Source organism: Amycolatopsis thermoflava N1165, from assembly GCF_000473265.1.
Classification (GTDB): domain Bacteria; phylum Actinomycetota; class Actinomycetes; order Mycobacteriales; family Pseudonocardiaceae; genus Amycolatopsis_E; species Amycolatopsis_E thermoflava.
The window spans coordinates 4,832,510-4,856,989 of record NZ_KI421511.1 but is presented as its reverse complement, the minus strand read 5'-3'; the positions used below and the strand labels follow the sequence as shown (position 1 = coordinate 4,856,989).

Sequence of the window (24,480 nt, the reverse complement as noted above, 5' to 3'; positions counted from 1 at the left end):
TCGCGACCGGTAGCCGGACAACTGCAAGCGGTAGCGGACTGCCGCGGCAGCGAACCAAGGGGTGCCTGCCCCTTCACGATGCGTAGTGGGGGCACAATGGCCCGCGTGACCGAGCCGAGCCGTTACGGCGACGGGGTCGCCGTGGTTGTCGTGACGTACTTCCCCGGTGAGGACCTCGACCGCTTCCTCGACAGCCTCGAAAAGGCGAGCACCCGCGACGTCCACGTGGTCGTCGCCGACAACGACTCGACCGACGACGCCCTCGACCGGGCCGAGAAGCGCACGAACACCCACGTCCTGCGCATCGGCGAGAACCTCGGCTACGGCGGCGGCGCCAACCGCGGCGTGGCCACCCTCGACGACCGCTACGGCTGGATCGTCATCGCCAACCCGGACCTCGAGTGGGAACCCGGCTCGCTGGACACGCTCGTCGAGGCCGCGCAGCGCTGGCCCCGCGGCGGCGCCTTCGGCCCGCTCATCCGCGACCCCGACGGCACCGTCTACCCCTCCGCCCGCCTGCTGCCCTCGCTCGGCCGCGGCGTCGGCCACGCCGTCTTCGGCAAGATCTGGCCAGCCAACCCGTGGACCCGCGCCTACCGCCAGGAACACGCCGCCCCCAGCGAACGCACTTCCGGCTGGCTGTCCGGCTCGTGCCAGCTCATCCGCCGCGAAGCGTGGGACTCGGTCGGCGGCTTCGACACCCGCTACTTCATGTACTTCGAGGACGTCGACCTCGGCGACCGCATCGGCCGCGCCGGCTGGCACAACGTGTACGTGCCCTCGGCGACGGTCACCCACATCGGCGGCAAGGCCACGTCCCGCGCGCCGAAGAAGATGCTGGCCGCCCACCACGACAGCGCTTACCGCTACCTCGCCGACCGCCACCGCGGCCCGGCCTGGAAGCCGGTGCTCGCCGCGGTGAAGCTCGGTCTCAAGCTGCGCCTGAAGTTCGAGACGCGCGGCAAGTAGTCACAGGCCTTCCAGCCGCCGCGCGAAATCGGAGTTCCCGGTCTGCGTCTTGGTCGTCGGCACCAGACCGTCGACCTCTTCCTCGGGCTGCACCGGCGTCATGTTCACGTGGGTGTCCGGTTTCGACGCGGCGAGGCTGCCCTGCACCGACTCGATCACCGACGACGGTACCACGGCCGTCGTGTCCGGGTCGTCGTTGTCGATCTCGTTCACGACGTTCCGCGGGATCTGCTGGGTGGTCGAAGCGTCCATCGGCGAGGTCGCGGCGTCCGGCGTCACGACGAACGCGCCACGGGACTGTGCCCTGGCCAGCAGAGCATCCGCTCGATCGCGGGGGTCCATCCCCTAGGCCTCCCGACTCGACGTGGGCCCTCTCCGAACGGGGCCCTCCGTGTGCTGTCTAGGGTAGGCCCTCCGGGCCGTCGCCGTCATTGTTTCCCGCGGCTTGTCGCCCACCGGAGCGTGATAACGGGAAGGATTTTTCGAGGTGACATCGGAGCTTGATGTCGATGCCGTGGTGCTCGTCGGCGGTAAGGGAACCCGCCTGCGGCCGTTGACCCTGTCCGCCCCGAAACCGATGCTGCCCACGGCGGGCGTGCCGTTCCTGACGCACCTGCTGTCCCGCATCCGCGCCGCGGGGATCCGGCACGTGGTGCTCGGCACGTCCTATCGCGCCGAGGTGTTCGAGGAGCACTTCGGCGACGGCGCGTCGCTGGGGCTGGACCTCGAGTACGTCGTCGAGGACGAGCCGCTGGACACCGGCGGCGCCATCCGCAACGTCGCGGACCACCTGCGCGCCGACCACGCCGTCATCTTCAACGGCGACATCCTGTCCGGCGCCGACCTCCGCGCACTGGTCCAGACCCATCTCGACACGAATGCCGACGTGACGCTCCACCTGCAGCGCGTCGAGGACCCGAGCCGCTTCGGCTCGGTGCCCACCGACGCCGACGGCCGCGTCACCGCCTTCCTGGAGAAGACCCCCAACCCGCCGACCGACCAGATCAACGCCGGCTGCTACGTGTTCCGCCGCCCGGTGCTGGAGTCGATCCCGGCAGGCCGCCGCGTGTCGGTCGAGCGTGAGACCTTCCCCGGCCTGCTGGAGGGCGGCGCGCACCTGCACGGGTTCGTCGACGCCTCCTACTGGCTCGACGTCGGCACCCCGGAGGCGTTCGTGCGCGGCAGCGCGGACCTGGTGCGCGGGCTCGCCCCCACGTCGGCGCTGCCCGGCCCGGTCGGCGAGGCCCTGGTCCTCGACGGCGCGGAGGTCGCGGCGGACGCGGCCGTCACCGGCGGCTCGACGGTCGGCGCCGGGGCGCACGTCGCGTCCGGCGCGCGGATCAGCGGGTCGGTGCTGTTCGACCGGGTGTCCGTGGCGGAGAATGCGGTCGTGGAGAACTCCGTGCTGGGTGTGGGCGCGCGCGTCGGCAAGGGCGCCGTGCTCAAGGGCGTCGTCCTCGGTGACGGCGCGGTCGTCGGCGCCGGGTGCGAGCTGCTCGACGGCGCCCGCGTGTGGCCGGACGTGACCCTGCCCGACGGTTCGATCCGGTTCTCCAGCGACGCCTGATGCGTTACCGCCCGCCGTTCCCCCTCGACCTCGACGCGGTCCTCCGGCCGTTGCGCCGGGGCAAGGGCGATCCGTGCCTGCGGGCGGACGACTACGGCCGGACGTGGCTGACCGGCAACACCGCAGACGGCCCGGGAACGCTGGCGCTGCGGCGGTTGCCGGACGGCGAGATCGAGGCCGCCGCGTGGGGCCCGGGGGCGGACCGGCTGCTCGACGGCGTGCCCGCGCTGGTCGGCGCCGAGGACGACGACAGCGGGTTCGTCTCGCACCACGACCGCATCGCCGAGGTGCGGCGCCGCATGCCCGGGCTGCGGCTCGGCTCGACCGGGCGGGTGTGGGACGTGCTGGTGCCCGCGGTGCTGGAGCAGAAGGTCACCGGGTTCGAGGCGCGCCGGTCGTGGCGGGAGCTGTGCCGGTGGTTCGGCGAGCCTGCGCCCGGCCCGGCCCCGGCGGGGATGCGGGTGCCGCCGACGCCCGCGGCTGTGTTGTCCATTCCGGACTGGACGTGGCACCGCGCCGGGGTGGACCACAGCAGGCGGAAGGCGCTGATCTTCGCGGCGCAGGTGGCGCACCGGCTGGAGAAGGCGGTCGAGCTGCGGGGCGCCGAGGGGCGGGCGTGGCTGCGGAAGGTGCCGGGCATCGGGGTCTGGACCGCGTCGGAGGTCGCGCAGCGCGCCTGGGGCGACCCGGACGCGGTCAGCTTCGGCGACTTCCACATCCCGGCGGTGGTCGGGTACGCGCTGGTGGGCGAGCCCCTGGACGACGAGGGCATGGCGGAGGTCCTGGCGCCCTACGCGCCGCAGCGGCAGCGCGCGGTGCGCTACCTGGAGGCGAGTGGTTTCTCGCGGCCGCGGTTCGGGCCGAGGTTTTCGCCGCGGGACTACCGCGCGATGTGAAGCGCACTCCCAGCGCCGAACTCGCGCGGCTTGCGCGAGTCCCACGTTCGCGGGCGTGAGTTCCGCTCAGTGGGTGAGTGCGGCGCGGACGATCTTCAGCGCGTCCTCGCCCGACAACCCCAAAGCCCGGGTCACCGCGGCGTAGGTCTCGGCCGCCTCGCGGGCCCGCGAAAGCGACTCGTCGCCCGAGGAGGCCACGAACGAACCCGCCCGGCCGCGCGTTTCGATCAGCCCCGCCTCCTCCAGTTCCCGGTAGGCGCGGGCGATCGTGTTCGGCGCGATGCCCAGCTCCTCCGCCAGCCCGCGCACCGTCGGCAGCTTCGTGCCCACCGCGAGCGCGCCGGAGTTGATCTGCCGCGCCAGCCCGGACCGCACCTGCTCGTACGGCGGCACCGCGGACGCCGGGTCGACCGAGACGATCAATCGCACGCCGCCGCGATCAGTTCCGTCAGGTCCTCGCTCCCGGGCGGCAACGCGGTCAGCGGCCACCACCGCAGGTCGTCCGACTCCGCGCTGCGCACCGGGGACGCGCCCTCCGGCGCCACGACCACGAACCGCACGTCGAAGTGCCGCGTCGGCACCCCCAGCGAGCACGTGATCGGGTGCACGTCCAGGTGCACCGGCTCCGCCGACATCGTCAGCCCGCTCATCCCGGATTCCTCCGACGCCTCCCGCAACGCGGCCGCCGCCAGCGAGGTGTCCGAGTCCTCGCAGTGACCGCCCAGCTGCAACCACCGCCCGACGCGCGGATGCAGCGTCAGCAGCACGTGCGACCGCGAAGCGTCCAGCACCACGGCCGACGCGGTGATGTGCCCGGCCGCGCACGACCGCCGGCACGCGTCCTCGCGCGCGGCGAGGAACCCCAGGAACGCGTGCCGCAGCGCCTCCTGCCCTGCCGTCCCGGGCTGCCACTTCTCCAGCGTCTCGACCACATCGGTGTGCAGGTTCACAGCTCGACCAGCCCGTCCAGCGCCGGCGGGCGCGGCGCCGCGGGCCCGCCCACCGGGTGCCCGATCGCCACCGCGCCCAGCGGCTGCCACGACGGCTCCAGCCCGAGCACCTCACGCACCACGTCGGCCGCGAAGATCGTCGACCCGATCCAGCACGAGCCGAGGTCCTCCGCCGCCAGCGCCACCAGCAGCCCCTGCACCGCGGCCCCGCCCGCGACGGTGAACATCGTCCGCTCGCAGGCGTTGCGCCGCTCGTCCGGGTACGTGTGCGCGCCGTCCGGCACCAGGAACGGGATCACCACTTCCGGCGCCTCGAACAGGATGTCGCCGCGGGACACCCGCTTCGCGATCTGCTCTTCGGTGAACGCGTCGCCGGACAGGTCCGCCCGCCACGCCTCGCGCATCGCCTCGAGCAGCTTCGTCCGCAGCCCACGGTCGCGCAGCCACACGAACCGGACCGGCCGCGTGTGGTGCGGCGCGGGCGCGGTCAGCCCGGCGCCGATCGCGCGGCGCAGCGCCTCCGGGTCGACCGGCTCGTCGGTGAACGAGCGCACCGACCGGCGCACCAGCACCGCCTCGCGGCGGCCCTGCGCGATCGCCTCGCGCGTGCCGAGGGAGAACATGTCCTCCTCCGACGGCCGCACCAGCTTCCGCGCGTCGGACCCGTCGTCGGCGATCTCCAGCCCGCGCACGACCGCGACCGGTGTCGCGGTCAGCTTGCCCTTCACCAGGTCCGCGGCCGCGGCGATCTCGTCGGCCACCGCGATCTCGGTCACCTGCAGCTCGTTGCCCTGCCCGTCGACCTCGCCCTCGTAGGAGTGCAGCACGCGCAACCCGCTGGCCCCGATAGCGTTGTCGGTCTGGCCGACCCGCCACGCGCGGCCCATCGTGTCGGTGATGACGACCGCGACCTCGACACCCAGCCGCTCGCGCAATCCGTTGCGCAGGGCCAACGCTGCCGCGTCCGGGTCGGTGGGCAGCAGCGCGATCTCGTCACCGTGCACATTGGACGCGTCCACGCCCGAGGCGGCCTGCACGATCCCGATCCGGTTCTGCGTGATCAGGGTCCGGTTGAACCGGGCCAGCACCCGCACCGACTCCTGCTCGACCAGCTCGCGCCGGGCCGCGTCGCGGGCCTCCGGGTCGCTGGGCACGCGCACCAGGCGGCCCTCGATCTTCGACACGACCTTGCTGGTGACCACGACGACGTCGCCGGAACGCAGCCACGGCGCGGCGGTCACGATCGCGCCGGTCAGGTCGTCGCCCGGCCGGAACTCCGGCAGGCCCTGGACCGGCAGGATCTCCAGTCGTGCGGCGGAGTGGTCACTCAACTTCGGCTCCAGCGAGTTCGAGCGCGGCGCGTGCCATGGCCGCGGTGGCGTCCACATCGGACATCAGCAGCGGCACCGCCCGCACCGCGACGCCCGGCACGTGCACGGTTTCGCCCTCGGCGACCAGCCACCCGTCGAGCAGCCCGTCCTCCGACGTCTGCCGCGACCCGTAGTGGATGCCGACCGCCTCGGCCGACGTCTCCACCCCGATCGCGGTCAGACACGCGTCGGCCATGCCGCGCACCGGTTTGCCGCTGATGATCGGCGACACGCCGACCACCCCGGCCGCGGTCTTGCGCAGCGCCTCCGTCACGCCCGGCACGGCCAGCACGGTGCCCACCGAGACGACCGGGTTGGACGGTGCGAACAGGACCGCGTCGGCCTCCGCGATGGCGTCCAGCACACCCGGCGCCGGCTTGGCCTCCTCGACACCGACCGGCACGATCGAATGCGCCCGCGGCTCCGCGCGGTAGCGCACCCACCACTCCTGGAAGTGGATCGCCTTACGGCTGCCCGGCTCGTCCGGGTCGTCGATGACGACGTGCGTCTCGACCCGGTCGTCGGTCATCGGCAGCAGCCGCACGCCGGGCTGCCACCGGTCGCACAGCGCTTCGGTGACCGCGGACAGCGGGTAGCCCGCGCGCAGCATGCGGGTGCGGATCAGGTGGGTGGCGATGTCCTTGTCGCCGAGGCCGAACCAGGTCGGCTCGGCGCCGTAGGCCGCCAGTTCCTCCTTGACCACCCAGGTCTCGCCCTGGTGCCCCCACCCGCGCTCGGTGTCGATCCCACCGCCCAGCGTGTACATGCAGGTGTCCAGATCCGGCGCGATCCGCAGGCCGTGCATCCACACGTCGTCGCCGGTGTTCACCACCGCGGTGATCTCGTGCGTCGAGTCCCCAGGGCCGATCGGGGGCAGACCCAGCGCGGCTTTGACTCCGAGCAGGAAGCGGGCGCCGCCCACCCCGCCGACAACTACGACAACCTTCACAGCGAGCGATCCTCGCACGCCGGGGGTCCCGGAACCCAGTACCGGTACCTGTGGTGCTCGGCGAACCCGAGCCGGTCGTAGAACGCCAGCGCCCCGGCGTTGTCGACGGCGACCTGGAGCACGGCCCGCGTCGCCCCGCGCTCGGCCGCCCACGGTCCGCAGGCGGCCATCAACGCCGAGGCCAGGCCGCGCCGGCGGTACCCGGGCCGGACGGCGAGCCGGGCGATGTGGAGCACGTCGTCGACCACCGCCGCGCGCACCGCACCGGCTGTGACACCCATCACCTCGGCGACCGCGTAGCCGATTTCGCCGGTGGTCAGCACGTGCCGCTCGGCGTCCGCCGGTTCCGGCCGTCCGACGGTCAGCTCCCACCAGCCGGCAGTCGGCGCGGCGAGGACGGGCACCTCGTCGGCGCCCGTGCCGAGCGGGCCGGTGAGGACGGACACCAGGTGCCCGGCCGCGTGGCCGGTGTTCGGCACCCAGCCCGCGGCCTCGATCGCGCGCTCGTTCGCGCTGTCGACGACCGTGTGGGCGACGGGCGGGATGCCGTTGGCGTGGGCGAAGTCACAAACTGCCGCCAAGGCGCTCACCACCGGCACTCCCGGGTCGCCGACGGCGAGTGCGCTGTTGGCGCGTCCGGTGAACCCGTCCGCGGCGCGAAGCCGCCAGTCACCGATCTTGTCCACGGTCACCGCCTGCCAGGCGTCGGCGCAGCGGAGTTCGAGCGTCTCGGAGGAGTCCACGTCCCCATTGTGCTCGCCGATCCCCGGATTAAGGGTGGCCTTACTTTGGAAGGTCCGCGCATCGGCGCGTAATGTCCAGGATCGGTAGTGGATCCTTGGACCTAGCTGGAGATCGCAGTGACGTACGTGATTGCCGAGCCCTGCGTCGACGTGCTCGACAAGGCGTGCATCGACGAATGCCCCGTCGACTGCATTTACGAAGGCGACCGCATGCTCTACATCCACCCGGACGAGTGCGTGGACTGCGGTGCGTGCGAGCCGGTGTGCCCGGTCGAGGCCATCTACTACGAGGACGACGTGCCGGACGAGTGGGCCGAGTACACCAAGGCCAACGTCGACTTCTTCGACAGCCTGGGCTCGCCCGGCGGCGCCTCCAAGGTCGGCAAGACCAGCAACGATCCGCAGTGGATCAAGGACCTGCCTCCGCAGGGCGAATGAACCGCGGCGACACCGGCCTGCCCGACTTTCCGTGGGACTCGCTCGCCGAGCCCACGGCGCGGGCGAAGTCCCATCCTGGCGGCCTCGTCGACCTCTCGGTCGGCACACCGGTCGACCCGGTCCCCAAATCGATCCGCGCCGCACTGGCGTCGGTGTCGGAGATTCCCGGGTACCCGACCACCCACGGCACGCCCGAGCTGCGTGCGGCGGCGGTCGAGGCGCTGAGCCGACGGCACGGGGTCACCGGTGTCGATCCGGCGGCGGTGCTGCCCACCATCGGGTCCAAGGAGCTGGTGGCCTGGCTGCCGCGGCTGCTGGGCGCCGAGCCCGGCGACACCGTGGTGATCCCCGAGCTGGCCTACCCGACCTACGAGGTCGGCGCGCTGCTGGCCGGCGCCGGGATCGTGCGCGCCGACGACCCGCGAGGCCTCGCCGAGCCGCCCGCGATGGTGTGGCTGAACTCGCCGTCCAACCCGACCGGTCGCGTGCTGGGCGCCGAGGCGCTGCGCGAGATCGTCGAGTGGGCGCGCGAGCGGGACGTGATCGTGGTCTCCGACGAGTGCTACCTCGCGCTGGGCTGGGATGCCGATCCGGTGTCGATCCTGCACCCGTCGGTGTGCGGCGGCCGCCACGACAACCTGCTGGCCGTGCATTCGCTGTCGAAGTCCGCGAACCTGGCCAGCTACCGCGCCGGGTTCGTCGCCGGTGACCCGGAGCTGGTCGCCGGGCTGCTGGCGGTGCGCAAGCACGCCGGCATGATCGTGCCGCGCCCGGTCCAGGAGGCGATGACCGTCGCACTGGCCGACGACAGCGCACTGTCGCTGCAGCGCGAGCGCTACGCCCGCCGTCGTGTCGTCTTGCAGAAGGCGTTGCAGGACAACGGTTTCCGCATCGACCACTCGGAGGCCGGGCTCTACCTGTGGGCCACCCGCGGTGAGGACTCCTGGGAGACCCTGCGGTGGCTGTCCGAGCGCGGGATCCTGGTCGCGCCGGGCACGTTCTACGGCCCCGCGGGCGGCGAGCACGTGCGGGTCGCGCTCACCGCGACCGACGAGCGCGTCGAAGCCGCCGCCGAGCGCCTCGGTCAGTAGTCGCGGCCGGTGAGGCCCCGGTAGACGAACCGGGTGAGGGCTTCGAGCGCCTCTTCCTCGGGCATGTCCACCACGCCGTCGTGCCACTGCCGGACGAACGTCTCGGCCGCCGTGGTCATCATCGTGACGCTCGCGAGCGGGGTGCCGGGCAGGCGGTGGCCTGCCTTGGTCACGTAGTCGACGTGGTCGGTCAGCTCCTCGTTCTGCGCCCGGGTGAACTCCGCGAGCTTGCGGGCGAAGTCCGCGTTGACCATCGCCGCCTGCTGCAGCGCGCGCAGGGTCGGCGCGTGCTCGCGGTAGAAGCGCCAGTACGCCGCGACGTGGAAGCGGACCGCCGCGGGGTCGGCGAAGTCCGGGCTGTGGCCCGGCTGGTCGGCGCTCTCGTCGCCGGCTTCCTCCAGGTCCGCCAGCAGTGATTCGAGCAGCTCTTCCTTGCCGGCGAAGTGGTTGTAGAACGATCCGGCCGCCCGGCCCGCCTCCGCCGTGATGTCGGTGATCTTCGTGTTCAGGTAGCCGCGCGTGGCGAACAGCCGCTGCGCCGCGGCCTTCAGCGCGGCCTCGGTCTCCGCGGCCTTCTCCTTGCGCTTCACGGCACCTCCTTGACGGGAGCACGCTAGCAAGTCCATCATGAATTCAAATTCAGTGAATGGAGATTCAGAGTGGATGTGTTGATCGCGGGCGCAGGACCGGCTGGACTGGCTCTGGCCATCGACCTCGCCCGGCGCGACGTCGGCGTGCGGATCGTCGACAAAGCGACCGAGTTCTTCCGCGGCTCCCGGGGCGACGGGCTGCAGCCGCGCACGCTGGAGGTGTTCGACGACCTCGGGGTCATCGACGCCGTGCTGGCCGCGGGCCGGGAGATGCCTGCCTTCCGGGTGTACCTCGATGGTGAGTACGTCATGGAGCGCCGGATGGGCGAGCGGCGCGAGCCCACACCCGACGTGCCCTACCCGAACGGCTGGGTGCTGGGGCAGTCGCAGACCGAGGGCATCCTGCGGGACCGGCTGGCCGAGTTCGGGGTGCGGGTCGAGCTGGGCGCGGAGTTGACCGGCTTCACGCAGGACGGCACCGGGGTCACCGCAGAGCTGTCGACCGGCGAGACGGTGCGCGCGGACTACCTGGTCGGCGCCGACGGCGGGCGCAGTTTCGTGCGGAAGGCGCTGGGGATCGAGTTCGAGGGCGTCACGGACGAGTCGTTCCGGATGCTGCTGGGTGACGTCGAGGCCGACCTGGACCCGGAGTTCGGCTACTGGTTCGCGCGTGCGGCGGACCCGGGCAGCGGGGTGATGATGAGCCCGCTGCCCGGGATCGGCCTGTTCCAGTTCGGCGCGCCGCTGGGGGAGGCCGACGCCGAGCCGACCGCCGAGACGCTCCAGTCCATTCTGGACGGTCTGAACGCGGGGGTGCGGCTGGGGAAGCTGGCGTGGTCGACGGTGTGGCGGCCGAACGTGCGCCTGGCGAAGCGGTTCCGGGAGGGCCGCGTGTTCCTGATCGGCGACGCGGCGCACGTCCACCCGCCGACCGGCGGGCAGGGGCTGAACACGAGCGTGCAGGACGCCTACAACCTGGGCTGGAAGCTGGCCGACGGCTCACCCGAGCTGCTGGACAGCTACGAAACCGAGCGTCGGGCGGTGGCCGAGCGGGTGCTGGGGATCTCCTCGGAGCTGCTGCGCAGGCACCTGGACGGCGACGAGCGGGCCCACGAACGCGGTGCGGACACCCAGCAGCTCGACATCAGCTACCGGGTGTCGGACGAGCCGGGCCTCGCGGTGGGGGACCGGGCGCCGGACGCGCCGGTCCTCGACGACAGTGGCGCGAAGGTCCGCCTGTTCGACCTGTTCCGCGGCCCGCACGCCACGAGGCTGATCTTCGACGGCGACGCTCCGGACGAGCCACACACCTACGCGGTGCTGCGACCCGGCCAGTCCCGGGCGGGGAAGTCAGTGGTCGACGAGGAGGGTCACGCCTTCACGGCCTACGACGCGAAGGAAGTGGTCGTGCGGCCGGACGGCTATGTGGGTGTGCTGATCCGCTAGCCGGGGTGGCCGCTGGTGAGCGGGGTGGCTGGCTAGCCGCAGACCTTGGTGGCCGCCGCGTCCACGTCTGCCAGCACCGCCGCCCAGGTAGCCCGTGCGGTGGCTCGCCGCGTCAGTTCGCGCTCCGCGATGCGGCCCGCGACGAAACCGACGGCGGGCTCGTCGGTCGCGTCGAGTAGCGCCCGCATCCGCTCGGCGGCCACCACCGCGTCCTGGTGGTCGCCCAGCACGTCCTGCAGCCGCTTCGTCGCCTTGATCAGCTCGCGCACCTGTGTGACCTGCTTCTTCCGCGCCGCCGACTTCGCCGTCTCCGCCGCGTACCGCAGGCGCTTGCCGTGGATCCGCAGCTCGTGCAGCTCGTCGTCCGGCGGGTCGGCAGGCAGCGCGGCCACTGCCTTCGTCAGCTTCCGGTACGGCTTCCGCACCACGGCGGCGACGTCGACCGGTCCGGGTGCGGCCCCGGGGGTGAGCTGCAACTCCGTGAGCACCAGCCGCGCCGTCGACCGCAACAGCGCCGCGTACCGGGCGCTGCCGAGGCACCGGTTCAGGCGGCGCTTCGCCTTCGCGCGCTCCGCGACGAAGATCCGCACCAGCCGCGCGCCCGCCTGCTGGTCGGACTCGTCGAACGACGCGACGGTGGCCCGCAGGTGGTCGATCAGCACGTCGTGGTCACGCACCTCGCCCAGCCCGGCACCGAGCCACTTGAGCTCGGCCCGCACGTCGTCGCCCGCCGGCCCCAGCAGCTTCAACGCGCTGCGGAGCCGGCGGACGGCGACGCGCATCTGGTGCAGGTCCTCGGGATCGGCGCCGGAGCGCGTGCCCGGTTCGTGGGCGAGCATCGCACGCAGCTGTTCGTCGATCCGCGCCCGGAGCATGGACTCCGGGGTGTCGCGGGGGCCGGCTGTCAGCGGCGCCTCGGGCAGACCGAGATCACCGGCGGTCACGACACGGGATGACAACGTGGCGGTGCTCACCACATGAATGATAGGTGAACGAAAATCGCACTCTGGTCAGTTGGCGTGCAGCATCTCGTTCAGCTCGATGCCCGCCCCGGTCCGCGGAACGGCTTCGACCGCACCGGTCTCGGAGTTGCGCCGGAACAACGCGCCGGAGATGCCGGACAGCTCACGCGCCTTGACGGTCTTGCCCTCGACCACGACCTTCGTCCCGGCCGTGACGTAGAGCCCGGCCTCGACCACCGAGTCGTCGCCGAGTGAGATGCCGACCCCGCCGTTCGCTCCGATCAGGCAGCGCTCGCCCAGCGAGATGACCTCCTTGCCGCCGCCGGACAGCGTGCCCATGATCGACGCGCCGCCGCCGACGTCGGTGCCGTCGCCCACGACCACACCGGCCGAGATGCGGCCCTCGACCATCGACGCGCCGAGCGTGCCCGCGTTGAAGTTGACGAAGCCCTCGTGCATGACGGTGGTGCCGTTGGCCAGGTGCGCGCCGAGGCGCACGCGGTCGGCGTCGCCGATCCGGACGCCGGCGGGCATCACGTAGTCGACCATGCGCGGGAACTTGTCGACGCTGTACACGGTGACCGGGCCGCGCGCCCGCAGCCGCAGCCGGGTCTGCTCGAAGCCCTCGACCGGGCACGGGCCGTGGTTGGTCCACACGACGTTGGCCAGCAGGCCGAAGATGCCGTCCAGGTTCTGCCCGTGCGGCTGCACCAGGCGGTGCGACAGCAGGTGCAGGCGCAGGTAGATGTCGTGCGCGTCGGCCGGGGCCTGCGCGAGCGTGCCGATGGTGGTGCGGACGGCGACCACCTCGACGCCGCGGGCCTCGTCCGGGCCGAGCAGCGCGGCGGCGGCCTCGCCGAGCACCTCGGCGGCCTGCTCGCGGGTCAGCCGCTCGGTTCCGCTGGTGCCGGGCTCGCCCAGCTTGGGCTGCGGGAACCAGGTGTCCAGCACGGTCCCGTCGGTGGTGACGGTGGCCAGGCCGACGCCGTGCGCACCGGTGGTCTCGGGGTTGGGGCTCTGCTCGCTCACGGCCCCAACCGTAACTCAGCCGGTCACGAGCTGGGTGTCCACCAGTTGCTTGACCGACCGGAGGTTGTCGGCGATCGCGGTGAGCGCCGTGGTGCACGCCCCGCCCGGGTCGGCGACGGCGTCGCAGTGGCCGCCGCGGTAGTCGCCGATGGCCTTTTCCAGGCCGTTCGCCGCCGCGACCAGGTCCGGGTGCTTGGGGCCGGCCTGCTCGCGCACCAGCCCCGGCGTGCTGCCCAGTTCGGTGACGTACTTGCCGCAGCCGCGCGGGGTCTGCCCGGCCGGGTCGCGGAAGCAGGTGTCCGCGGTGAGGGCGTTGAGCTTGACCGACAGGGCGTAGGGCGTCTCCGCCTGGCCCGCGCCGCCCTTCGGGGTCGGGCCGGCCTCGTTCGAACAGCCGGCCAGCACGAGTGCCAGCGCACCGAGCGTGATCAGGGCCTTCCACGTGCGCATCCGCCCACCGTACGACACCCCCTAGAGTCGGGACATGACGACTCTCGACCTGCACGCCGACCCCGTCGACCTGACCGCCGCGCTGGTGGACGTCCAGAGCGTGTCCGGGCAGGAGGCGGCGCTGGCCGACGCGGTGCAGGCCGCGTTGCTCGCGCAGGCCGGGCACCTCGAAGTGGTGCGCAACGGCGACGCCGTGCTGGCCAGGACGAACCTCGGCAGGCCGTCCCGCGTGGTGCTGGCCGGGCACCTGGACACGGTGCCGGTCAACGAGAACCTGCCGGTGCGCCGCGAGGGCTCCGGCGACGACGAGGTGCTGCACGGGCTCGGCACGGTCGACATGAAGGGCGGCGACGCGGTGTTCCTGCACCTCGCCGCCACGGTCACCGAGCCACGTCACGACGTCACGTTCGTCTTCTACGACAACGAGGAGGTCGAGGCCGTGCGCAACGGTCTCGGCCGGATCGAGCGGGAGATGCCGGAGTGGCTGGCCGGTGACCTGGCGATCGTCGGGGAGCCGTCGAACGCGGTCATCGAGGCCGGCTGCCAGGGCACCATGCGGGTCGAGTTGCGCCAGACCGGCAAGCGCGCGCACACTGCCCGGGCCTGGATGGGTGTCAACGCGATCCACGCGCTCGGCGAGCCGCTGCGGCGGCTGGAGGCCTACGAGGCGCGGGTGGTCGACATCGACGGCCTGACCTACCGCGAGGGTCTGCAGGCCGTGCGGATCTCCGGCGGGGTGGCCGGCAACGTCGTGCCGGACGAGGCCGTGCTCGCGGTGAACTTCCGGTTCGCCCCGGACCGCAGTCCGGAACAGGCCGAAAAGCACCTGCGCGAGGTGTTCGACGGCTACGAACTGTCCGTTGTGGACCTGTCCCCGGGCGCGCTGCCCGGGCTGACCGCCCCCGCGACGGCCGAGCTGGTCCAAGCCGCCGGCGGCGCGGTGGCGGCGAAGCTGGGGTGGACGGACGTCGCCCGGTTCGCCGCGCTCGGCATGGCCGCGGTGAACTTCGGTCCCGGGAACCCGACCCTCGCGCACACCCGCGAGGAGCACGTCGCGGCGCGGGAGATCCGGCAGGTCACGCGCGTGCTGCGGGACTTCCTGGGCCAGTAAGCTCGGCGGCGTGACAGGGCCAGAAGTGGACGGAACGTCCGAGTATCCCGAGCACCCGCGGGAGAAGCAGCGGGGGCCGGTCGTGCTGCGCCGCGAGCGTCGCATCGAGCCGACCACGACCGATCAGCGCCTCCTCGACTCGCGCGGGCCCAGCGACTGGGTGCACACCGATCCGTGGCGGGTCATGCGCATCCAGGCCGAGTTCGTCGAGGGCTTCGGCGCGCTGGCCGAGGTGCCGCGCGCGGTCACCGTGTTCGGTTCGGCCCGCACGCCCCGCGACCACCCCGAGTACGAGCTGGGCCGCAAGATCGGCGCGGGCCTGGCGAACGCCGGGTTCGCGGTGATCACCGGTGGCGGGCCGGGCGCGATGGAGGCGGTCAACCGCGGCGCGTCCGAGGCGGGCGGGCTGTCCATCGGGCTCGGCATCGAGCTGCCGTTCGAGCAGGGCCTGAACCCGTGGGTCGATCTCGGGGTGAACTTCCGGTATTTCTTCACCCGCAAGACGATGTTCATCAAGTACGCGCAGGCGTTCATCTGCCTGCCCGGTGGGTTCGGCACACTGGACGAGCTGTTCGAGGCGCTCACCCTGGTCCAGACCAAGAAGGTGACGAAGTTCCCGGTGGTCCTGTTCGGACGGTCCTACTGGGGCGGGCTCTACGACTGGGTCCGGGACTCGGTGCACGCCCAGGGCAAGATCAGTGACAAGGACCTGGCGCTGCTGCACCTCACCGACGACGTCGACGAGGCGGTGGCGATGGTCGAGGAGGCCTACAAGGCCTGGGAGGACACCCACTAAGTGAAGCGAATCTGTGTGTTCTGCGGTTCTTCCGGCGGCGGCGACCCGGTGTACGTGGACACCGCCACGGCGCTCGGCAAGCTGCTCGCCGAGCGCGGCATCGGCTTGGTCTACGGCGGCGCGAGCGTCGGCCTGATGGGCGCGGTGGCCGACGGCGCGCTCGCGGCGGGCGGCGAGGTGATCGGCGTGATCCCGGAGCACCTCAAGCGGGTGGAGATCGCCCACGCGGGCCTGACGGAGCTCGTGGTGACCGCCGACATGCACGAACGCAAGGCGAAGATGGCCGAGTACGCCGACGCGTTCCTGGCCCTGCCCGGCGGCGCCGGGACGCTGGAGGAGCTGGCCGAGGTCTGGACCTGGGCCCAGCTGGGCCTGCACGGGAAGCCGATCGGCCTGCTCGACGTGCGCGGGTACTACCGCCCGTTCCAGGAGTTCATCGACCACATGGTCACCGAGAAGTTCCTGCGCCCGGAACACCGGGACCTGGTCTTCGTCGACGAGGACCCCGCCACACTCCTGGACGCCTTCGCGAAATACGAGGCCCCCACCACCGCCAAGTGGCAGTAACACCACCACGAAACCGCCACCCGGCAACGAAACGCACCAACCCCCGAACCAGCCCCCTCCCGCACCCGATCCCCAGCCTTCTTTGGCGGCCGATCAGGCGTGTCAAGGTACTCTTTCCAGCCTTGACACGCCTGCTCGGCCGCTAAAACACTGAAAGATCGGGTTCGGGAGGGCACTTCTCATCCGGGCGTAGCGAAGCGAAGCCGGCGCCCTAACCACCCGCGTAGCGGCTACGCGGCCACACCGCCTAAGCCGCTTCTCCAGGCCGCTTGTGGTACTTGTCCACATACTCCTGTCCCGACAACTCGGCGATCGCGTACATCACCTCATCGGTGACCGCCCGCCGGATCGCCGGCGACGCGTCCAGTCCGTCGTAGCGGGAGAAGTCCAAGGGCTCCCCGAACTCGACGGTGACCTTCGCGAACCGCGGGAACAGCTTGCCGTTGGGCAGCAGCTTCTCCGTCCCGGTCAGCGCCACCGGCACGACCTTCGCCCCGGTCGCCAGCGCCAGCGAGCCGACCCCGGTGTGCCCGCGGTGCAGGCGGCCGTCGAGCGAGCGCGTGCCCTCCGGGTAGATGCCGAACACGCCGCCGTCGTCGAGCACCTTGCGGCCGGACTCCAGCGCCGCCAGCCCGGCCTTCGCGTTGCCGCGCTCGACCGGCACGAACCCCACCGCGTCCAGGAACGCGGCCATCAACCGGCCCTTGAGGCCCTTGCCGGTGAAGTACTCCGCCTTGCCGAGGAACCGCACCCGCCGCGGGCTGACCAGCGCCAGCAGCGTCGTGTCCACGGCCGCCCGGTGGTTGGGCGCGAGGATCACCGGGCCGTACGCGGGAACCCTCTCGACGCCGCGCACCTCCGGCCGGTAGATCAGCTTGACCACCGGTACGGCCAGGAGACGGATCAGCTGGTAAAGCACGGGTTCCTCCAGTTCGTCGTCATTTCCAGCATGGCACGATCGGCGGTCATGGACACCGGCTGGTTCGCCCTGCGCACGTGGCAGGAGCCCGATTTCGACCCCGCTGACCTGGTACGGGCGAAAGCGGGCCGCACCGTGTCGGTCGTGCTGCCCGCCCTCGACGAGGAGAAGACGGTCGGTGACGTGGTCGCGTCGGTGCGGCCGCTGGTCGGCACCCTCGTCGACGAGCTGGTGGTCGTCGACTCCGGCTCCACCGACGCGACGATCGAGGTCGCGGCGGCGGCAGGCGCGCGGGTGGTGCGCCGCGAGGACGTGCTGCCGGACCTCGAACCGCTGCCCGGCAAGGGCGAGGTGCTGTGGCGGTCACTGGCGGCGACGACCGGTGACCTCGTCGTGTTCCTCGACTCCGACCTCGTCGACCCCGACCCCGGGTTCGTGCCCGCGCTGCTCGGCCCGCTGCTGCTGACCGAGGGCGTGCACCTGGTCAAGGGGTTCTACCGGCGGCCGCTGCGGGTCGAGTCCGCCGAGGCCGGGCACGGCGGCGGGCGGGTGACCGAGCTGCTCGCGCGCCCGGTGCTGTCCGCGCTGCGGCCCGCGTTGTCGGCGGTGGTCCAGCCGCTCGGCGGCGAGTACGCGGCCACGCGCGAGTTCCTCGAGTCGGTACCGTTCGCGGCCGGGTACGGGGTGGAGATCGGGCTGCTGCTCGACGCCGAGGCCCGCTACGGCATGGCCGGGCTCGCGCAGGTCAACCTGGGTGTGCGCAAGCACCGGAACCGGTCGCTGCTGCAGCTGGGCGTCATGGCTCGGCAGATCCTCGGCACGGCGCTGGCCCGGTGCGGGGTCGGCGCGGGCGGCTCCGGGACGCTGACTCAGTTCGTGGCCGAGGCCGGGGCGTGGGTCCCGCTGGAGTCGGACGTCCTGGTCGCCGACCGGCCGCCGATGCGCGAGGTGCGCTCGGGGGACGAACCGCGCCCGGGTGTGTCACGATTCTGACGTGACGACCGCCCTGATCTACCTCGTGATCATGCTGCTCGTGGCGGCTGTGGTGTTCCTGCTGGCCGCCGTCGTGTTCGGCCGCGGCGAGGAGCTCGCCCCGCTGCCGCCGGGCAGCTCGCCGACGCGCCTGCCGGTGCGGGACATCACCGGCGAGGACGTGCAGAAGGTGCGCTTCCAGCTCGTGCTGCGCGGGTACAAGATGTCCGAAGTGGACTGGGTGGTGCGGCGGCTGGGCGCCGAGATCGACGAGCTCCGCGCCAGGGTGGCCGAGCTCGAGGCGGAACGGCAGACGTCGGGATGATCGACCTGGTCCTGTCCGTGGACGTGCACGCGAGCGCGGGCACGACGTGGCTCGCGCTGACCGACTGGGAGCGGCAGCACGAGTGGATGCTCGGCACGCACGTCGAGGTCGTCGAGGGCGACGGGCGCAGCGTCGGGTCGAAGCTGAGCGCGTTCACCGGGGTGCGCGGGGTCGGCGTCACCGACCCGATGGTGATCACCAGCTGGGAGCCGCCGGTGCGGTGCACGGTCCGGCACCTGGGCGGCGTCGTCAAGGGCACCGGCGCCTTCCACGTGCACGCGAAGGGCGCGCACCGCTCGACGTTCGTGTGGTCGGAGAGCCTGGTGCCGCCGCTGGGGCCCGCGGGGCAACTGGGCTGGCCGGTCGTGAAGCCCGCGTTCGTGATCGGGCTGCGGTACTCGTTGAAACGGTTCGCGAAGTTCGCGGAGAGCTATTCGGTGGGGCAGGTATGACGGAGTCGATCGGCACCGACGGGGTGTCGCGGTGCCCGTGGGGGAACTCGGCCCCGGACTACGCCGAGTACCACGACACGGAGTGGGGCGTGCCGCTGCGCGGGCAGGACGCGCTGTACGAGCGGCTGTGCCTGGAGGCGTTCCAGTCCGGGCTGTCGTGGATCACGATCCTGCGCAAGCGGGAGGGCTTCCGGAACGCGTTCGCCGGTTTCGTGCCGGAGAAGGTGGCCGAGTTCGGTGACGACGACGTCGAGCGCCTGATGGCGGACACGTCGATCGTGCGGAACCGGGCGAAGATCCTGGCCGCGATCACGAACGCCCGCGCGATCACCACGCTGGACCAGCCGCTGGACGACCTGCTGTGGTCGTTCGCGCCGACGGGGGAGCGGCCCCGCCCGCGCACGATGGCCGATGTTCCGGCGATCACGCCCGAGTCGACAGCGATGGCGAAGGCGCTGAAGAAGCGCGGGTTCGTGTTCGTCGGCCCCACGACGTGCTACGCGCTGATGCAGGCCACGGGCATGGTCGACGACCACCTCGTGACCTGCTTCCGCGCAAATTCATAGTTGGGCACCCTGCGTGGCGGTGCGGGTGGCGGAACCTCATGAATCCCCGCCCGCCGGCCCGACCACCACCCTGGTGGACGCGCTCCGTGCGGCAGTGCCGACCACCACGTCGGCGCTGTCCTCGCGAGGGGCCCCTCCCGCCAGCCCACCACCACCCTCAACCGACGCGCTCCACGCGGCTGAGCCGACTCCGAAACCGCGGCGGCGCCAGCTGCGTGTGTGGTGACAGCGGCTCCGCCGCGGAATGGCCCTACTTCCCCTGGAAGTCGGGCTTGCGCTTGGCGACGAAGGCCTCCACCGCCTCGCGGTGGTCGGCCGTCGAGCCGAGCACCGTCTGCGCCGCGTCCTCGGCGGCCAGCGCGTCCTCCAGCGAGCCCTCCGCGGCCACGGTCAGCACCTGCTTGATCTTCGCGTAGCTGACCGTCGGCCCGGCGGCGAGCTTCGCCGCGAGCGCCTGCGCCCGGCCTGCCAGCTCCTCGTCCGGCACGACCTCGGTGACCAGGCCCAGCGACAGCGCTTCCTCGGCGCCGACCGTGCGCGCGAGCAGCATCAGCTCGGCCGCCCGGCCGTAGCCGACCAGCCGCTGCAGCGTCCACGACGCGCCCGAGTCCGGGCCGAGCCCGACGTTGGCGAAGGCCATCAGGAAGTTCGCCGACGACGCGGCCACCCGCAGGTCGGCGGCGTAGGCGAAAGCCGCCCCGGCGCCGGCCGCGGGCCCGTTCACCGCGGCGATCACCGGCTTCGGCATCTCCACGATGGCCCGGACGATCGGGTTGTAGTGGTCCTGCACGGTCCGCAGCGGCGCCGGGTCGCCCGCCTGCAGCAGCCCGACGTGCTCCTTGAGGTCTTGGCCGGCGCAGAACGCCTTGCCCGCGCCGGTCAGCACGACCGCGCGCACCGCCGGGTCCGCCGAAGCCTCGCGCAACGCGGCCAGCAGGCGCTCCTTCAGCTCGACGGTGAGCGAGTTGTAGGCCTTGGGGCGGTTCAACGTCACGGTGCGCACGCCGTCGGCGTCGGCGGTGAGCAGCACGTCCTCGGTGGTCACCGGAGGGCCTCCTGAAATCTCGGGTGAGGGGCGATACCAGCACCTAAGCAAACACGAAAAGATCGGTCCGCGTTCGCGCGCCCATCCTGATGAGGGAGAATGGGCCTGACCCGGTTGGCTTGAAGAGCGCGACCCGGGCGCGCCGGTTGATACGGAGGGAGCACGCTATGGCGGCCATGAAGCCCCGGACCGGAGATGGTCCCCTCGAGGTGACTAAGGAGGGGCGGGGCCTCGTGATGCGCGTTCCGCTCGAGGGCGGTGGGCGACTTGTCGTCGAGCTGTCGGCCGAAGAGGCCAAGGACCTGGGGGTTGCCCTGCAGGAGGCCACCAGCTGACCCGCTCCCGTTCCGTCGTCACCGGCTGACGTCACGCGCGGCCGCAGTCCCTTGAGTTCCAGGAGGTCGCCAGATGGCGCGGTTCCCCCTGCCGTCCGTTCCCACCCGGCTGATCGACGTCGAGGTCGCCGACGGCCGCCGTCGAGGCGCCGACCTGGCCGTCCTGGTCCCCGCTGGTGCGGACGCGCCGGTCGCCGGTGTCGAGCACGCCGGCAAGGCCGGTGAGGTCCGCCGGCTCCCCGGCGGGGACGTGCGCTGGCTGGTGGGGATCGGCGAGGGCGGGCCCGCGCACTGGCGCGCCGCGGGCGCGGCCCTCGCCAGGGAGGCCGCGGACGTCAAGGCGGTGCAGGTCGAACTGGGTGCCGACGTCACCGGCGAGCAGGTCGCGGAGCTGACCATGGGGGCGCTGCTCGGCGGGTACCGGTTCAAGGTCAGCGGAGACGCGGACCAGCCCGCGCTGCGCACCCTGCGCCTGGTCACGGCCGACGCCGGTCACCAGCGGGTCGTCGAGCGCGCGCGGGTGCTGGCAGGCGCGTCGGCGCTGGCCAGGGACCTGGCGAACACACCGTCCAACATCAAGAATCCGTCGTGGCTGGCCGACACCGCGGCGCGCCTCGCCGACGAGGTGCCCGGTCTGAGCGCCACCGTCCGGGACGAGCAGTGGCTGGCGGCGCAGGGCTTCGGCGGGGTGCTCGCGGTCGGCGGTGGCTCGGCGAGCCCGCCGCGGCTGATCGAGCTGACCTACCGGCCGCGTGGCGCGGCCCGTCACCTGCTGCTGGTCGGCAAGGGCATCACGTTCGACACCGGCGGCCTGTCGATCAAACCGGCCGACGGCATGCACCTGATGCGCACCGACATGGCCGGCGGTGGCGCGGTCATCGCGGCCGCGCTGGCGATCGCCGCGCTGCGGCTGCCGGTGCGGGTCACGGCGCTCGTGCCGGCGGCGGAGAACCACGTGTCCGGCTCGTCGTACCGGCCGGGCGACGTGGTGCGGCACTACGGCGGGCGGACCACCGAGGTGTCCAACACCGACGCGGAGGGCCGCATGGTCCTGGCCGACGCGCTGGCCTACGGGATCCGCCGGTTCAGCCCGGACGCGGTGGTGGACGTGGCGACCCTGACCGGCGCGATGAAGGTCGCGCTCGGCCTGCGGACCGGTGGGCTGTTCGCCACGGACGACAAGCTGGCCGACGAGATCCGCGAGGCGGGCGCGAGCGTCGGGGAGGCGTGGTGGCGGATGCCGCTGCTGGACGCCCACGTCGACGCGGTGCGCGGCGAGCTCGCCGACGTGAAGCAGGCGCCGGGCGGGCCGGGTGGCATCACGGCGGCGCTGTTCCTGCGCGAGTTCACCGAGGGCCTGCCGTGGGCGCACCTGGACATCGCGGGCCCCGCCCGGGCCGAGAAGCCGTACGCGGAGGTCGTCCCGGGGGCGACGGGCTTCGCCGCGCGGACGCTGGTGGCGTTCGCGGAGTCGTTCGGCTCGGACCAGGCGTAGGTAAGGGCGCCCCGGCTGTGGGGGCGCGAGGCGTGTCCGTCGTCAGGTGTAGCGCGTGCCGTTGGTGCGCACGTAGTCGCGGAAGGCGGACACCGCCGGGGTCGGCTCCTCGCCTGCTCGCCACGTCAGCCCGATCGTGCGGCTGACCCGCGGCGACAGCGGCACCTCCACCACCCCGGCCGGCGGCGCGGGCCCGAACCGCGGCAGCAGCGCCACCCCCAGCCCCGCGGCGACCAGGCCCCGCGCGGTGTCCGACTCCTGGCTCTCGAACGCGATCTTCGGCTCGAACCCGGCCGCCGCGCACAGGTCGTCGATGATCTGCCGCAGGCCGTAGCCGTGTTCGAGCGTCACGAACGGCTCGTCGGCCAGCTCCTCGACCCGGATGCGGCGCCGCCGGGCCAGCGGGTGCGCCTCGGGCACCGACAGCAGCAGGTCCTGCTCCGACAACGCGTAGCTGTCCAGCGCCGAGGTGTCCGGCAGCGGAGCCACCAGCGCCAGGTCCAGCTCGCCGTCCGCCAGTCGGTCCAGCACGTGCTGCCGCGAGCCCTGGACCAGCGAAAACCGCACCCCGGGGTGGTCGGCGCGGAAGTCGCGCAGCAGCGAGGGGACCAGCCACCGGCCCAGCAGGTGCAGGAACCCGAGCACGACGTGGCCGCTGTCCGGCGAGATCTCCTCCCGCGTCTGCCGCACGCCCGTCTCGACGGCGGCGAGTGCGCGGGCGGCCGTCGCCGCGAGGATCTCGCCCGCCCGCGTGAGCCGGACGCCGCGTCCGTCCGGCCGGGTCAGCGGCGCGCCGACGACCTCGGACAACCCGGCCAGGCGGCGGCTCACCGTCGGCTGCGGGATGCCGAGCCGCTCCGCCGCGCGGGTGATGTTGCGTGTTTCACGCAGGGCCGCCAGCAGGGCCAGGCTGGGCGCCAGCTCCGCGGCCAGCCGCTGGTCAGAAGCTTCCGCCGGGCTTTCATACGTCACGGTATGAATTGTGCCAGTGCCGCGCATTGGAAGTATTTTTTAGCGCGGCTTACTTTCGAGGCGTGTCAGTCGATGTGCTCGCCCCAGCCCGCCCGGCCACGCGGCGGGTGAAGCTCGCGGTCGCCGCCGCCGGGATTTCGTCGTTCGCCCTGCTCTACGCGCCGCAGCCGGTCCTGCCGCAGCTCGCCGCGCAGTACCAGCTCGACCCCGGTTCGGCGTCGCTGGCGGTGTCGGTGGCGACCGGGGCGCTGGCGATCGCGGTGCTGCCGATCGCGGCGCTGTCGGAGATCGTCGGGCGGCGGCCGATCATCGTCGCGTCGGTGACGTTGTCGGTCGTGCTCGGCCTGCTGATGCCGTTCGCGCCCTCGTACCCGGTGCTGCTCGCGTTGCGGGCGCTGCAGGGGATCGCGATCGCCGGGTTCCCCGGGGTGGCGTCGGCGTACCTGGTGGAGCAGCTCGGCAAGACCGGGGTGGCCGCGGCGGTCGGGGCGATGATCGCGGGCAACACGGTCGGCGGGATGGTCGGCAGGCTGTCCACCGGGTTCAGCGCGGAGGCGCTCGGCTGGCACGGCGCGCTCGCGGTGGTGGCCGGGGTGGCGCTGGTTTGCAGCGCGATCACGGTGTTGTCGTTGCCGGCGGGCGTGCGGCCGAGCGGTTCGGGGTTGCGGTTGCGGGACGTGCTGACCGGAGTCGGGACCGCGTTGCGGCGGCCGGTGCTGCTGGTCCAGTACGGGGTGGCGTTGCTCGCGATGGGCGCATTCGTGGCGATGTACAACGCGGCGGGGTTCCGGCTGACCGGGGAGCTCGGGTTGTCGCCGGCGGTCGCTTCGCTGGTGTTCCTGGCGTACGCGGTGGGCTCGGTGTCGTCGTCGAACGCGGGCAGGATGGTCGCCCGGTTCGGCCGTCCGCGCGCGGTGCTCGGCGGGCTGGCCGTGATGGCGGCCGGGATCCTGCTCACCCTGCCCGATTCGCTGCCGCTGGTGGTGCTCGGTTTCGTGGTGCTCACCGGTGGTTTCTTCGCCGCGCACGCGGTGGCCAACGGCTGGGCCGCGGCGGAGGCCCCGGAGGGGGCGCGGGGCCAGGCGTCCGGGATGTACACGCTGGCCTACTACCTGGGCAGCAGCGTCGGCGGCACGGTCGGGAGCGTGGTCTTCGGGCGGTTCGGCTGGAGCTGGCTGGTCGGGGCCGCCGTGGTGTGGCTGGCACTGGCAGGCGCCGCGGTGGCCGGCCTGCGGGCGCGCACCGCACAGGTGGCTGCGGCCTAGAAGCCGGACGCTGCCGTGGCCAGGCTGCGGCGCACCGCTCGGCGGTTGGTGGCTTCGACTGAGGGCGACCAGCGCGACGCGGGCGGCAGTCCCGTTGGCCGTGGTCGGGCCGCGGGTACGTACCGCGCGGCGGGTGACCTCGGCCTAAGAGCCGGGCGCCGCCGTGATCAGCCTCCGTGCGGCCAGCGCCCGCCGGGCGGCGATCCCGGC

General features: G+C 72.6%; 29 protein-coding genes. 16 read left to right on the top strand and 13 right to left on the bottom strand.

Annotated elements, in window-relative coordinates; genetic code table 11:
• The first annotated feature begins 96 nt into the window (after window positions 1-96).
• Window positions 97-969, top strand: coding sequence for a glycosyltransferase family 2 protein (locus AMYTH_RS0123900; RefSeq protein WP_084022664.1), 873 nt, complete (start codon window positions 97-99; stop codon window positions 967-969).
• Here AMYTH_RS0123900 and AMYTH_RS0123895 read toward each other — a convergent pair whose 3' ends face one another.
• Complete coding sequence (locus AMYTH_RS0123895) at window positions 970-1,311, bottom strand: hypothetical protein (protein WP_027932423.1); 342 nt, start codon at window positions 1,309-1,311, stop codon at window positions 970-972.
• 145 nt (window positions 1,312-1,456) lie between these two features.
• Here AMYTH_RS0123895 and manB point away from each other — a divergent pair, with 145 nt between their 5' ends.
• Together manB and AMYTH_RS0123885 are read left to right on the top strand one after the other, a co-directional pair.
• On the top strand, window positions 1,457-2,536 hold the full coding sequence (manB, locus tag AMYTH_RS0123890; protein ID WP_027932422.1) for a mannose-1-phosphate guanylyltransferase: 1,080 nt from the start codon (window positions 1,457-1,459) through the stop codon (window positions 2,534-2,536).
• Window positions 2,536-3,432 (top strand): DNA-3-methyladenine glycosylase family protein, encoded by an 897-nt coding sequence (locus tag AMYTH_RS0123885; RefSeq protein ID WP_027932421.1) that lies wholly within the window; start codon window positions 2,536-2,538, stop codon window positions 3,430-3,432. Before manB ends, AMYTH_RS0123885 begins: the two co-directional genes overlap by 1 nt.
• Window positions 3,433-3,498: 66 nt before the next feature.
• On the opposite strand, the gene AMYTH_RS0123880 is transcribed toward AMYTH_RS0123885, so the two are convergent.
• Genes AMYTH_RS0123880 through AMYTH_RS0123860 form a run of 5 tightly spaced genes read right to left on the bottom strand, consistent with a single transcriptional unit; the run spans window position 3,499 to window position 7,444 of the window.
• The gene (locus AMYTH_RS0123880) at window positions 3,499-3,855 is read right to left on the bottom strand and encodes a GntR family transcriptional regulator (protein WP_027932420.1); all 357 of its coding nucleotides are present in this window, start codon (window positions 3,853-3,855) and stop codon (window positions 3,499-3,501) included.
• Entirely contained in the window at window positions 3,852-4,382 is a 531-nt protein-coding gene (locus tag AMYTH_RS0123875) for an NUDIX hydrolase (RefSeq protein ID WP_027932419.1), read from the bottom strand. Before AMYTH_RS0123875 ends, AMYTH_RS0123880 begins: the two co-directional genes overlap by 4 nt.
• On the bottom strand, window positions 4,379-5,713 hold the full coding sequence (locus AMYTH_RS0123870; RefSeq protein ID WP_027932418.1) for a coenzyme F420-0:L-glutamate ligase: 1,335 nt from the start codon (window positions 5,711-5,713) through the stop codon (window positions 4,379-4,381). Before AMYTH_RS0123870 ends, AMYTH_RS0123875 begins: the two co-directional genes overlap by 4 nt.
• Window positions 5,706-6,701 (bottom strand): 2-phospho-L-lactate transferase, encoded by a 996-nt coding sequence (cofD, locus tag AMYTH_RS0123865; RefSeq protein ID WP_027932417.1) that lies wholly within the window; start codon window positions 6,699-6,701, stop codon window positions 5,706-5,708. Before cofD ends, AMYTH_RS0123870 begins: the two co-directional genes overlap by 8 nt.
• Complete coding sequence (locus AMYTH_RS0123860; RefSeq protein ID WP_027932416.1) at window positions 6,698-7,444, bottom strand: GNAT family N-acetyltransferase; 747 nt, start codon at window positions 7,442-7,444, stop codon at window positions 6,698-6,700. The genes cofD and AMYTH_RS0123860 overlap by 4 nt, the downstream gene beginning before the upstream one ends.
• A gap of 117 nt (window positions 7,445-7,561) precedes the next feature.
• Here AMYTH_RS0123860 and fdxA point away from each other — a divergent pair, with 117 nt between their 5' ends.
• Both fdxA and dapC read left to right on the top strand, forming a co-directional pair.
• Complete coding sequence (gene fdxA, locus AMYTH_RS0123855; protein ID WP_020420964.1) at window positions 7,562-7,882, top strand: ferredoxin; 321 nt, start codon at window positions 7,562-7,564, stop codon at window positions 7,880-7,882.
• Complete coding sequence (gene dapC / locus AMYTH_RS0123850; protein ID WP_027932415.1) at window positions 7,879-8,973, top strand: succinyldiaminopimelate transaminase; 1,095 nt, start codon at window positions 7,879-7,881, stop codon at window positions 8,971-8,973. Before fdxA ends, dapC begins: the two co-directional genes overlap by 4 nt.
• On the opposite strand, the gene AMYTH_RS0123845 is transcribed toward dapC, so the two are convergent.
• Window positions 8,967-9,563, bottom strand: coding sequence for a TetR/AcrR family transcriptional regulator (locus AMYTH_RS0123845; RefSeq protein WP_027932414.1), 597 nt, complete (start codon window positions 9,561-9,563; stop codon window positions 8,967-8,969). The genes dapC and AMYTH_RS0123845 overlap by 7 nt on opposite strands.
• A gap of 69 nt (window positions 9,564-9,632) precedes the next feature.
• Here AMYTH_RS0123845 and AMYTH_RS0123840 point away from each other — a divergent pair, with 69 nt between their 5' ends.
• On the top strand, window positions 9,633-11,009 hold the full coding sequence (locus AMYTH_RS0123840) for an FAD-dependent monooxygenase (protein ID WP_027932413.1): 1,377 nt from the start codon (window positions 9,633-9,635) through the stop codon (window positions 11,007-11,009).
• Window positions 11,010-11,041: 32 nt separating this feature from the next.
• Here the strand turns inward: AMYTH_RS0123840 and AMYTH_RS0123835 are convergent, their stop codons facing one another.
• The 3 genes from AMYTH_RS0123835 to AMYTH_RS0123825 all read right to left on the bottom strand — a co-directional run bounded on the left by AMYTH_RS0123835 (window position 11,042) and on the right by AMYTH_RS0123825 (window position 13,450).
• Window positions 11,042-11,953, bottom strand: coding sequence for a CHAD domain-containing protein (locus tag AMYTH_RS0123835; protein ID WP_037322655.1), 912 nt, complete (start codon window positions 11,951-11,953; stop codon window positions 11,042-11,044).
• A 66-nt stretch (window positions 11,954-12,019) separates the two neighbouring features.
• Entirely contained in the window at window positions 12,020-13,000 is a 981-nt protein-coding gene (gene dapD, locus AMYTH_RS0123830) for a 2,3,4,5-tetrahydropyridine-2,6-dicarboxylate N-succinyltransferase (RefSeq protein WP_027932411.1), read from the bottom strand.
• 15 nt (window positions 13,001-13,015) lie between these two features.
• Window positions 13,016-13,450 (bottom strand): hypothetical protein, encoded by a 435-nt coding sequence (locus tag AMYTH_RS0123825; protein ID WP_027932410.1) that lies wholly within the window; start codon window positions 13,448-13,450, stop codon window positions 13,016-13,018.
• A gap of 34 nt (window positions 13,451-13,484) precedes the next feature.
• On the opposite strand from AMYTH_RS0123825, the gene dapE reads away from it, so the two are divergent.
• The 3 genes from dapE to AMYTH_RS0123810 are packed head-to-tail and all read left to right on the top strand — an operon-like array spanning window position 13,485 to window position 15,924.
• A complete protein-coding gene (gene dapE / locus AMYTH_RS0123820; RefSeq protein ID WP_027932409.1) occupies window positions 13,485-14,561 on the top strand; it encodes a succinyl-diaminopimelate desuccinylase in 1,077 nt (358 codons plus the stop codon).
• Between the two features lie 25 nt (window positions 14,562-14,586).
• Window positions 14,587-15,357: an LOG family protein gene (locus AMYTH_RS0123815; RefSeq protein ID WP_017986898.1), complete on the top strand. Its 771-nt coding sequence runs from the start codon at window positions 14,587-14,589 to the stop codon at window positions 15,355-15,357.
• A complete protein-coding gene (locus AMYTH_RS0123810) occupies window positions 15,358-15,924 on the top strand; it encodes an LOG family protein (protein WP_027932408.1) in 567 nt (188 codons plus the stop codon). It begins immediately after the preceding gene.
• Between the two features lie 247 nt (window positions 15,925-16,171).
• Here AMYTH_RS0123810 and AMYTH_RS0123805 read toward each other — a convergent pair whose 3' ends face one another.
• Window positions 16,172-16,843 carry a lysophospholipid acyltransferase family protein gene (locus AMYTH_RS0123805; RefSeq protein ID WP_027932407.1) on the bottom strand — a complete coding sequence of 224 codons (672 nt, stop codon included), beginning with the start codon at window positions 16,841-16,843 and terminating at the stop codon, window positions 16,172-16,174.
• A 48-nt stretch (window positions 16,844-16,891) separates the two neighbouring features.
• Here AMYTH_RS0123805 and AMYTH_RS0123800 point away from each other — a divergent pair, with 48 nt between their 5' ends.
• From AMYTH_RS0123800 to AMYTH_RS0123785, 4 genes are read left to right on the top strand one after another with little or no spacing between them, the layout of a single operon-like run.
• Window positions 16,892-17,836: a glucosyl-3-phosphoglycerate synthase gene (locus AMYTH_RS0123800; protein WP_027932406.1), complete on the top strand. Its 945-nt coding sequence runs from the start codon at window positions 16,892-16,894 to the stop codon at window positions 17,834-17,836.
• A 1-nt stretch (window position 17,837) separates the two neighbouring features.
• Window positions 17,838-18,140, top strand: a complete 303-nt coding sequence (locus tag AMYTH_RS0123795; RefSeq protein WP_017986902.1) for a DivIVA domain-containing protein — start codon at window positions 17,838-17,840, stop codon at window positions 18,138-18,140.
• Window positions 18,137-18,592, top strand: coding sequence for an SRPBCC family protein (locus tag AMYTH_RS0123790; RefSeq protein ID WP_027932405.1), 456 nt, complete (start codon window positions 18,137-18,139; stop codon window positions 18,590-18,592). The genes AMYTH_RS0123795 and AMYTH_RS0123790 overlap by 4 nt, the downstream gene beginning before the upstream one ends.
• Window positions 18,589-19,158, top strand: coding sequence for a DNA-3-methyladenine glycosylase I (locus AMYTH_RS0123785; RefSeq protein ID WP_027932404.1), 570 nt, complete (start codon window positions 18,589-18,591; stop codon window positions 19,156-19,158). The genes AMYTH_RS0123790 and AMYTH_RS0123785 overlap by 4 nt, the downstream gene beginning before the upstream one ends.
• A 250-nt stretch (window positions 19,159-19,408) precedes the next feature.
• Here AMYTH_RS0123785 and AMYTH_RS0123780 read toward each other — a convergent pair whose 3' ends face one another.
• The gene (locus AMYTH_RS0123780; protein WP_027932403.1) at window positions 19,409-20,203 is read right to left on the bottom strand and encodes an enoyl-CoA hydratase-related protein; all 795 of its coding nucleotides are present in this window, start codon (window positions 20,201-20,203) and stop codon (window positions 19,409-19,411) included.
• Between the two features lie 167 nt (window positions 20,204-20,370).
• On the opposite strand from AMYTH_RS0123780, the gene AMYTH_RS45635 reads away from it, so the two are divergent.
• Window positions 20,371-20,538, top strand: coding sequence for a DUF3117 domain-containing protein (locus tag AMYTH_RS45635; RefSeq protein WP_081617745.1), 168 nt, complete (start codon window positions 20,371-20,373; stop codon window positions 20,536-20,538).
• A gap of 73 nt (window positions 20,539-20,611) precedes the next feature.
• Complete coding sequence (locus tag AMYTH_RS0123770; protein ID WP_027932402.1) at window positions 20,612-22,033, top strand: leucyl aminopeptidase family protein; 1,422 nt, start codon at window positions 20,612-20,614, stop codon at window positions 22,031-22,033.
• A gap of 42 nt (window positions 22,034-22,075) precedes the next feature.
• Here AMYTH_RS0123770 and AMYTH_RS0123765 read toward each other — a convergent pair whose 3' ends face one another.
• Entirely contained in the window at window positions 22,076-23,005 is a 930-nt protein-coding gene (locus tag AMYTH_RS0123765) for a LysR family transcriptional regulator (protein ID WP_037322654.1), read from the bottom strand.
• Between the two features lie 107 nt (window positions 23,006-23,112).
• On the opposite strand from AMYTH_RS0123765, the gene AMYTH_RS0123760 reads away from it, so the two are divergent.
• On the top strand, window positions 23,113-24,270 hold the full coding sequence (locus AMYTH_RS0123760; protein ID WP_027932400.1) for an MFS transporter: 1,158 nt from the start codon (window positions 23,113-23,115) through the stop codon (window positions 24,268-24,270).
• Window positions 24,271-24,480: the final 210 nt, after the last annotated feature.

What these genes read in the sequence shown, in the direction of transcription:
- AMYTH_RS0123900 (WP_084022664.1), top strand. Translation starts at nt 97, where the DNA reads ATGGCCCGCGTGACCGAGCCGAGCCGTTACGGCGACGGGGTCGCCGTG.
- AMYTH_RS0123895 (WP_027932423.1), bottom strand. Translation starts at nt 1,311, where the DNA reads ATGGACCCCCGCGATCGAGCGGATGCTCTGCTGGCCAGGGCACAGTCC.
- AMYTH_RS0123885 (WP_027932421.1), top strand. Translation starts at nt 2,536, where the DNA reads ATGCGTTACCGCCCGCCGTTCCCCCTCGACCTCGACGCGGTCCTCCGG.
- dapC (WP_027932415.1), top strand. Translation starts at nt 7,879, where the DNA reads ATGAACCGCGGCGACACCGGCCTGCCCGACTTTCCGTGGGACTCGCTC.
- AMYTH_RS0123825 (WP_027932410.1), bottom strand. Translation starts at nt 13,450, where the DNA reads ATGCGCACGTGGAAGGCCCTGATCACGCTCGGTGCGCTGGCACTCGTG.
- dapE (WP_027932409.1), top strand. Translation starts at nt 13,485, where the DNA reads ATGACGACTCTCGACCTGCACGCCGACCCCGTCGACCTGACCGCCGCG.
- AMYTH_RS0123800 (WP_027932406.1), top strand. Translation starts at nt 16,892, where the DNA reads ATGGACACCGGCTGGTTCGCCCTGCGCACGTGGCAGGAGCCCGATTTC.
- AMYTH_RS0123790 (WP_027932405.1), top strand. Translation starts at nt 18,137, where the DNA reads ATGATCGACCTGGTCCTGTCCGTGGACGTGCACGCGAGCGCGGGCACG.
- AMYTH_RS0123785 (WP_027932404.1), top strand. Translation starts at nt 18,589, where the DNA reads ATGACGGAGTCGATCGGCACCGACGGGGTGTCGCGGTGCCCGTGGGGG.
- AMYTH_RS45635 (WP_081617745.1), top strand. Translation starts at nt 20,371, where the DNA reads ATGGCGGCCATGAAGCCCCGGACCGGAGATGGTCCCCTCGAGGTGACT.
- AMYTH_RS0123770 (WP_027932402.1), top strand. Translation starts at nt 20,612, where the DNA reads ATGGCGCGGTTCCCCCTGCCGTCCGTTCCCACCCGGCTGATCGACGTC.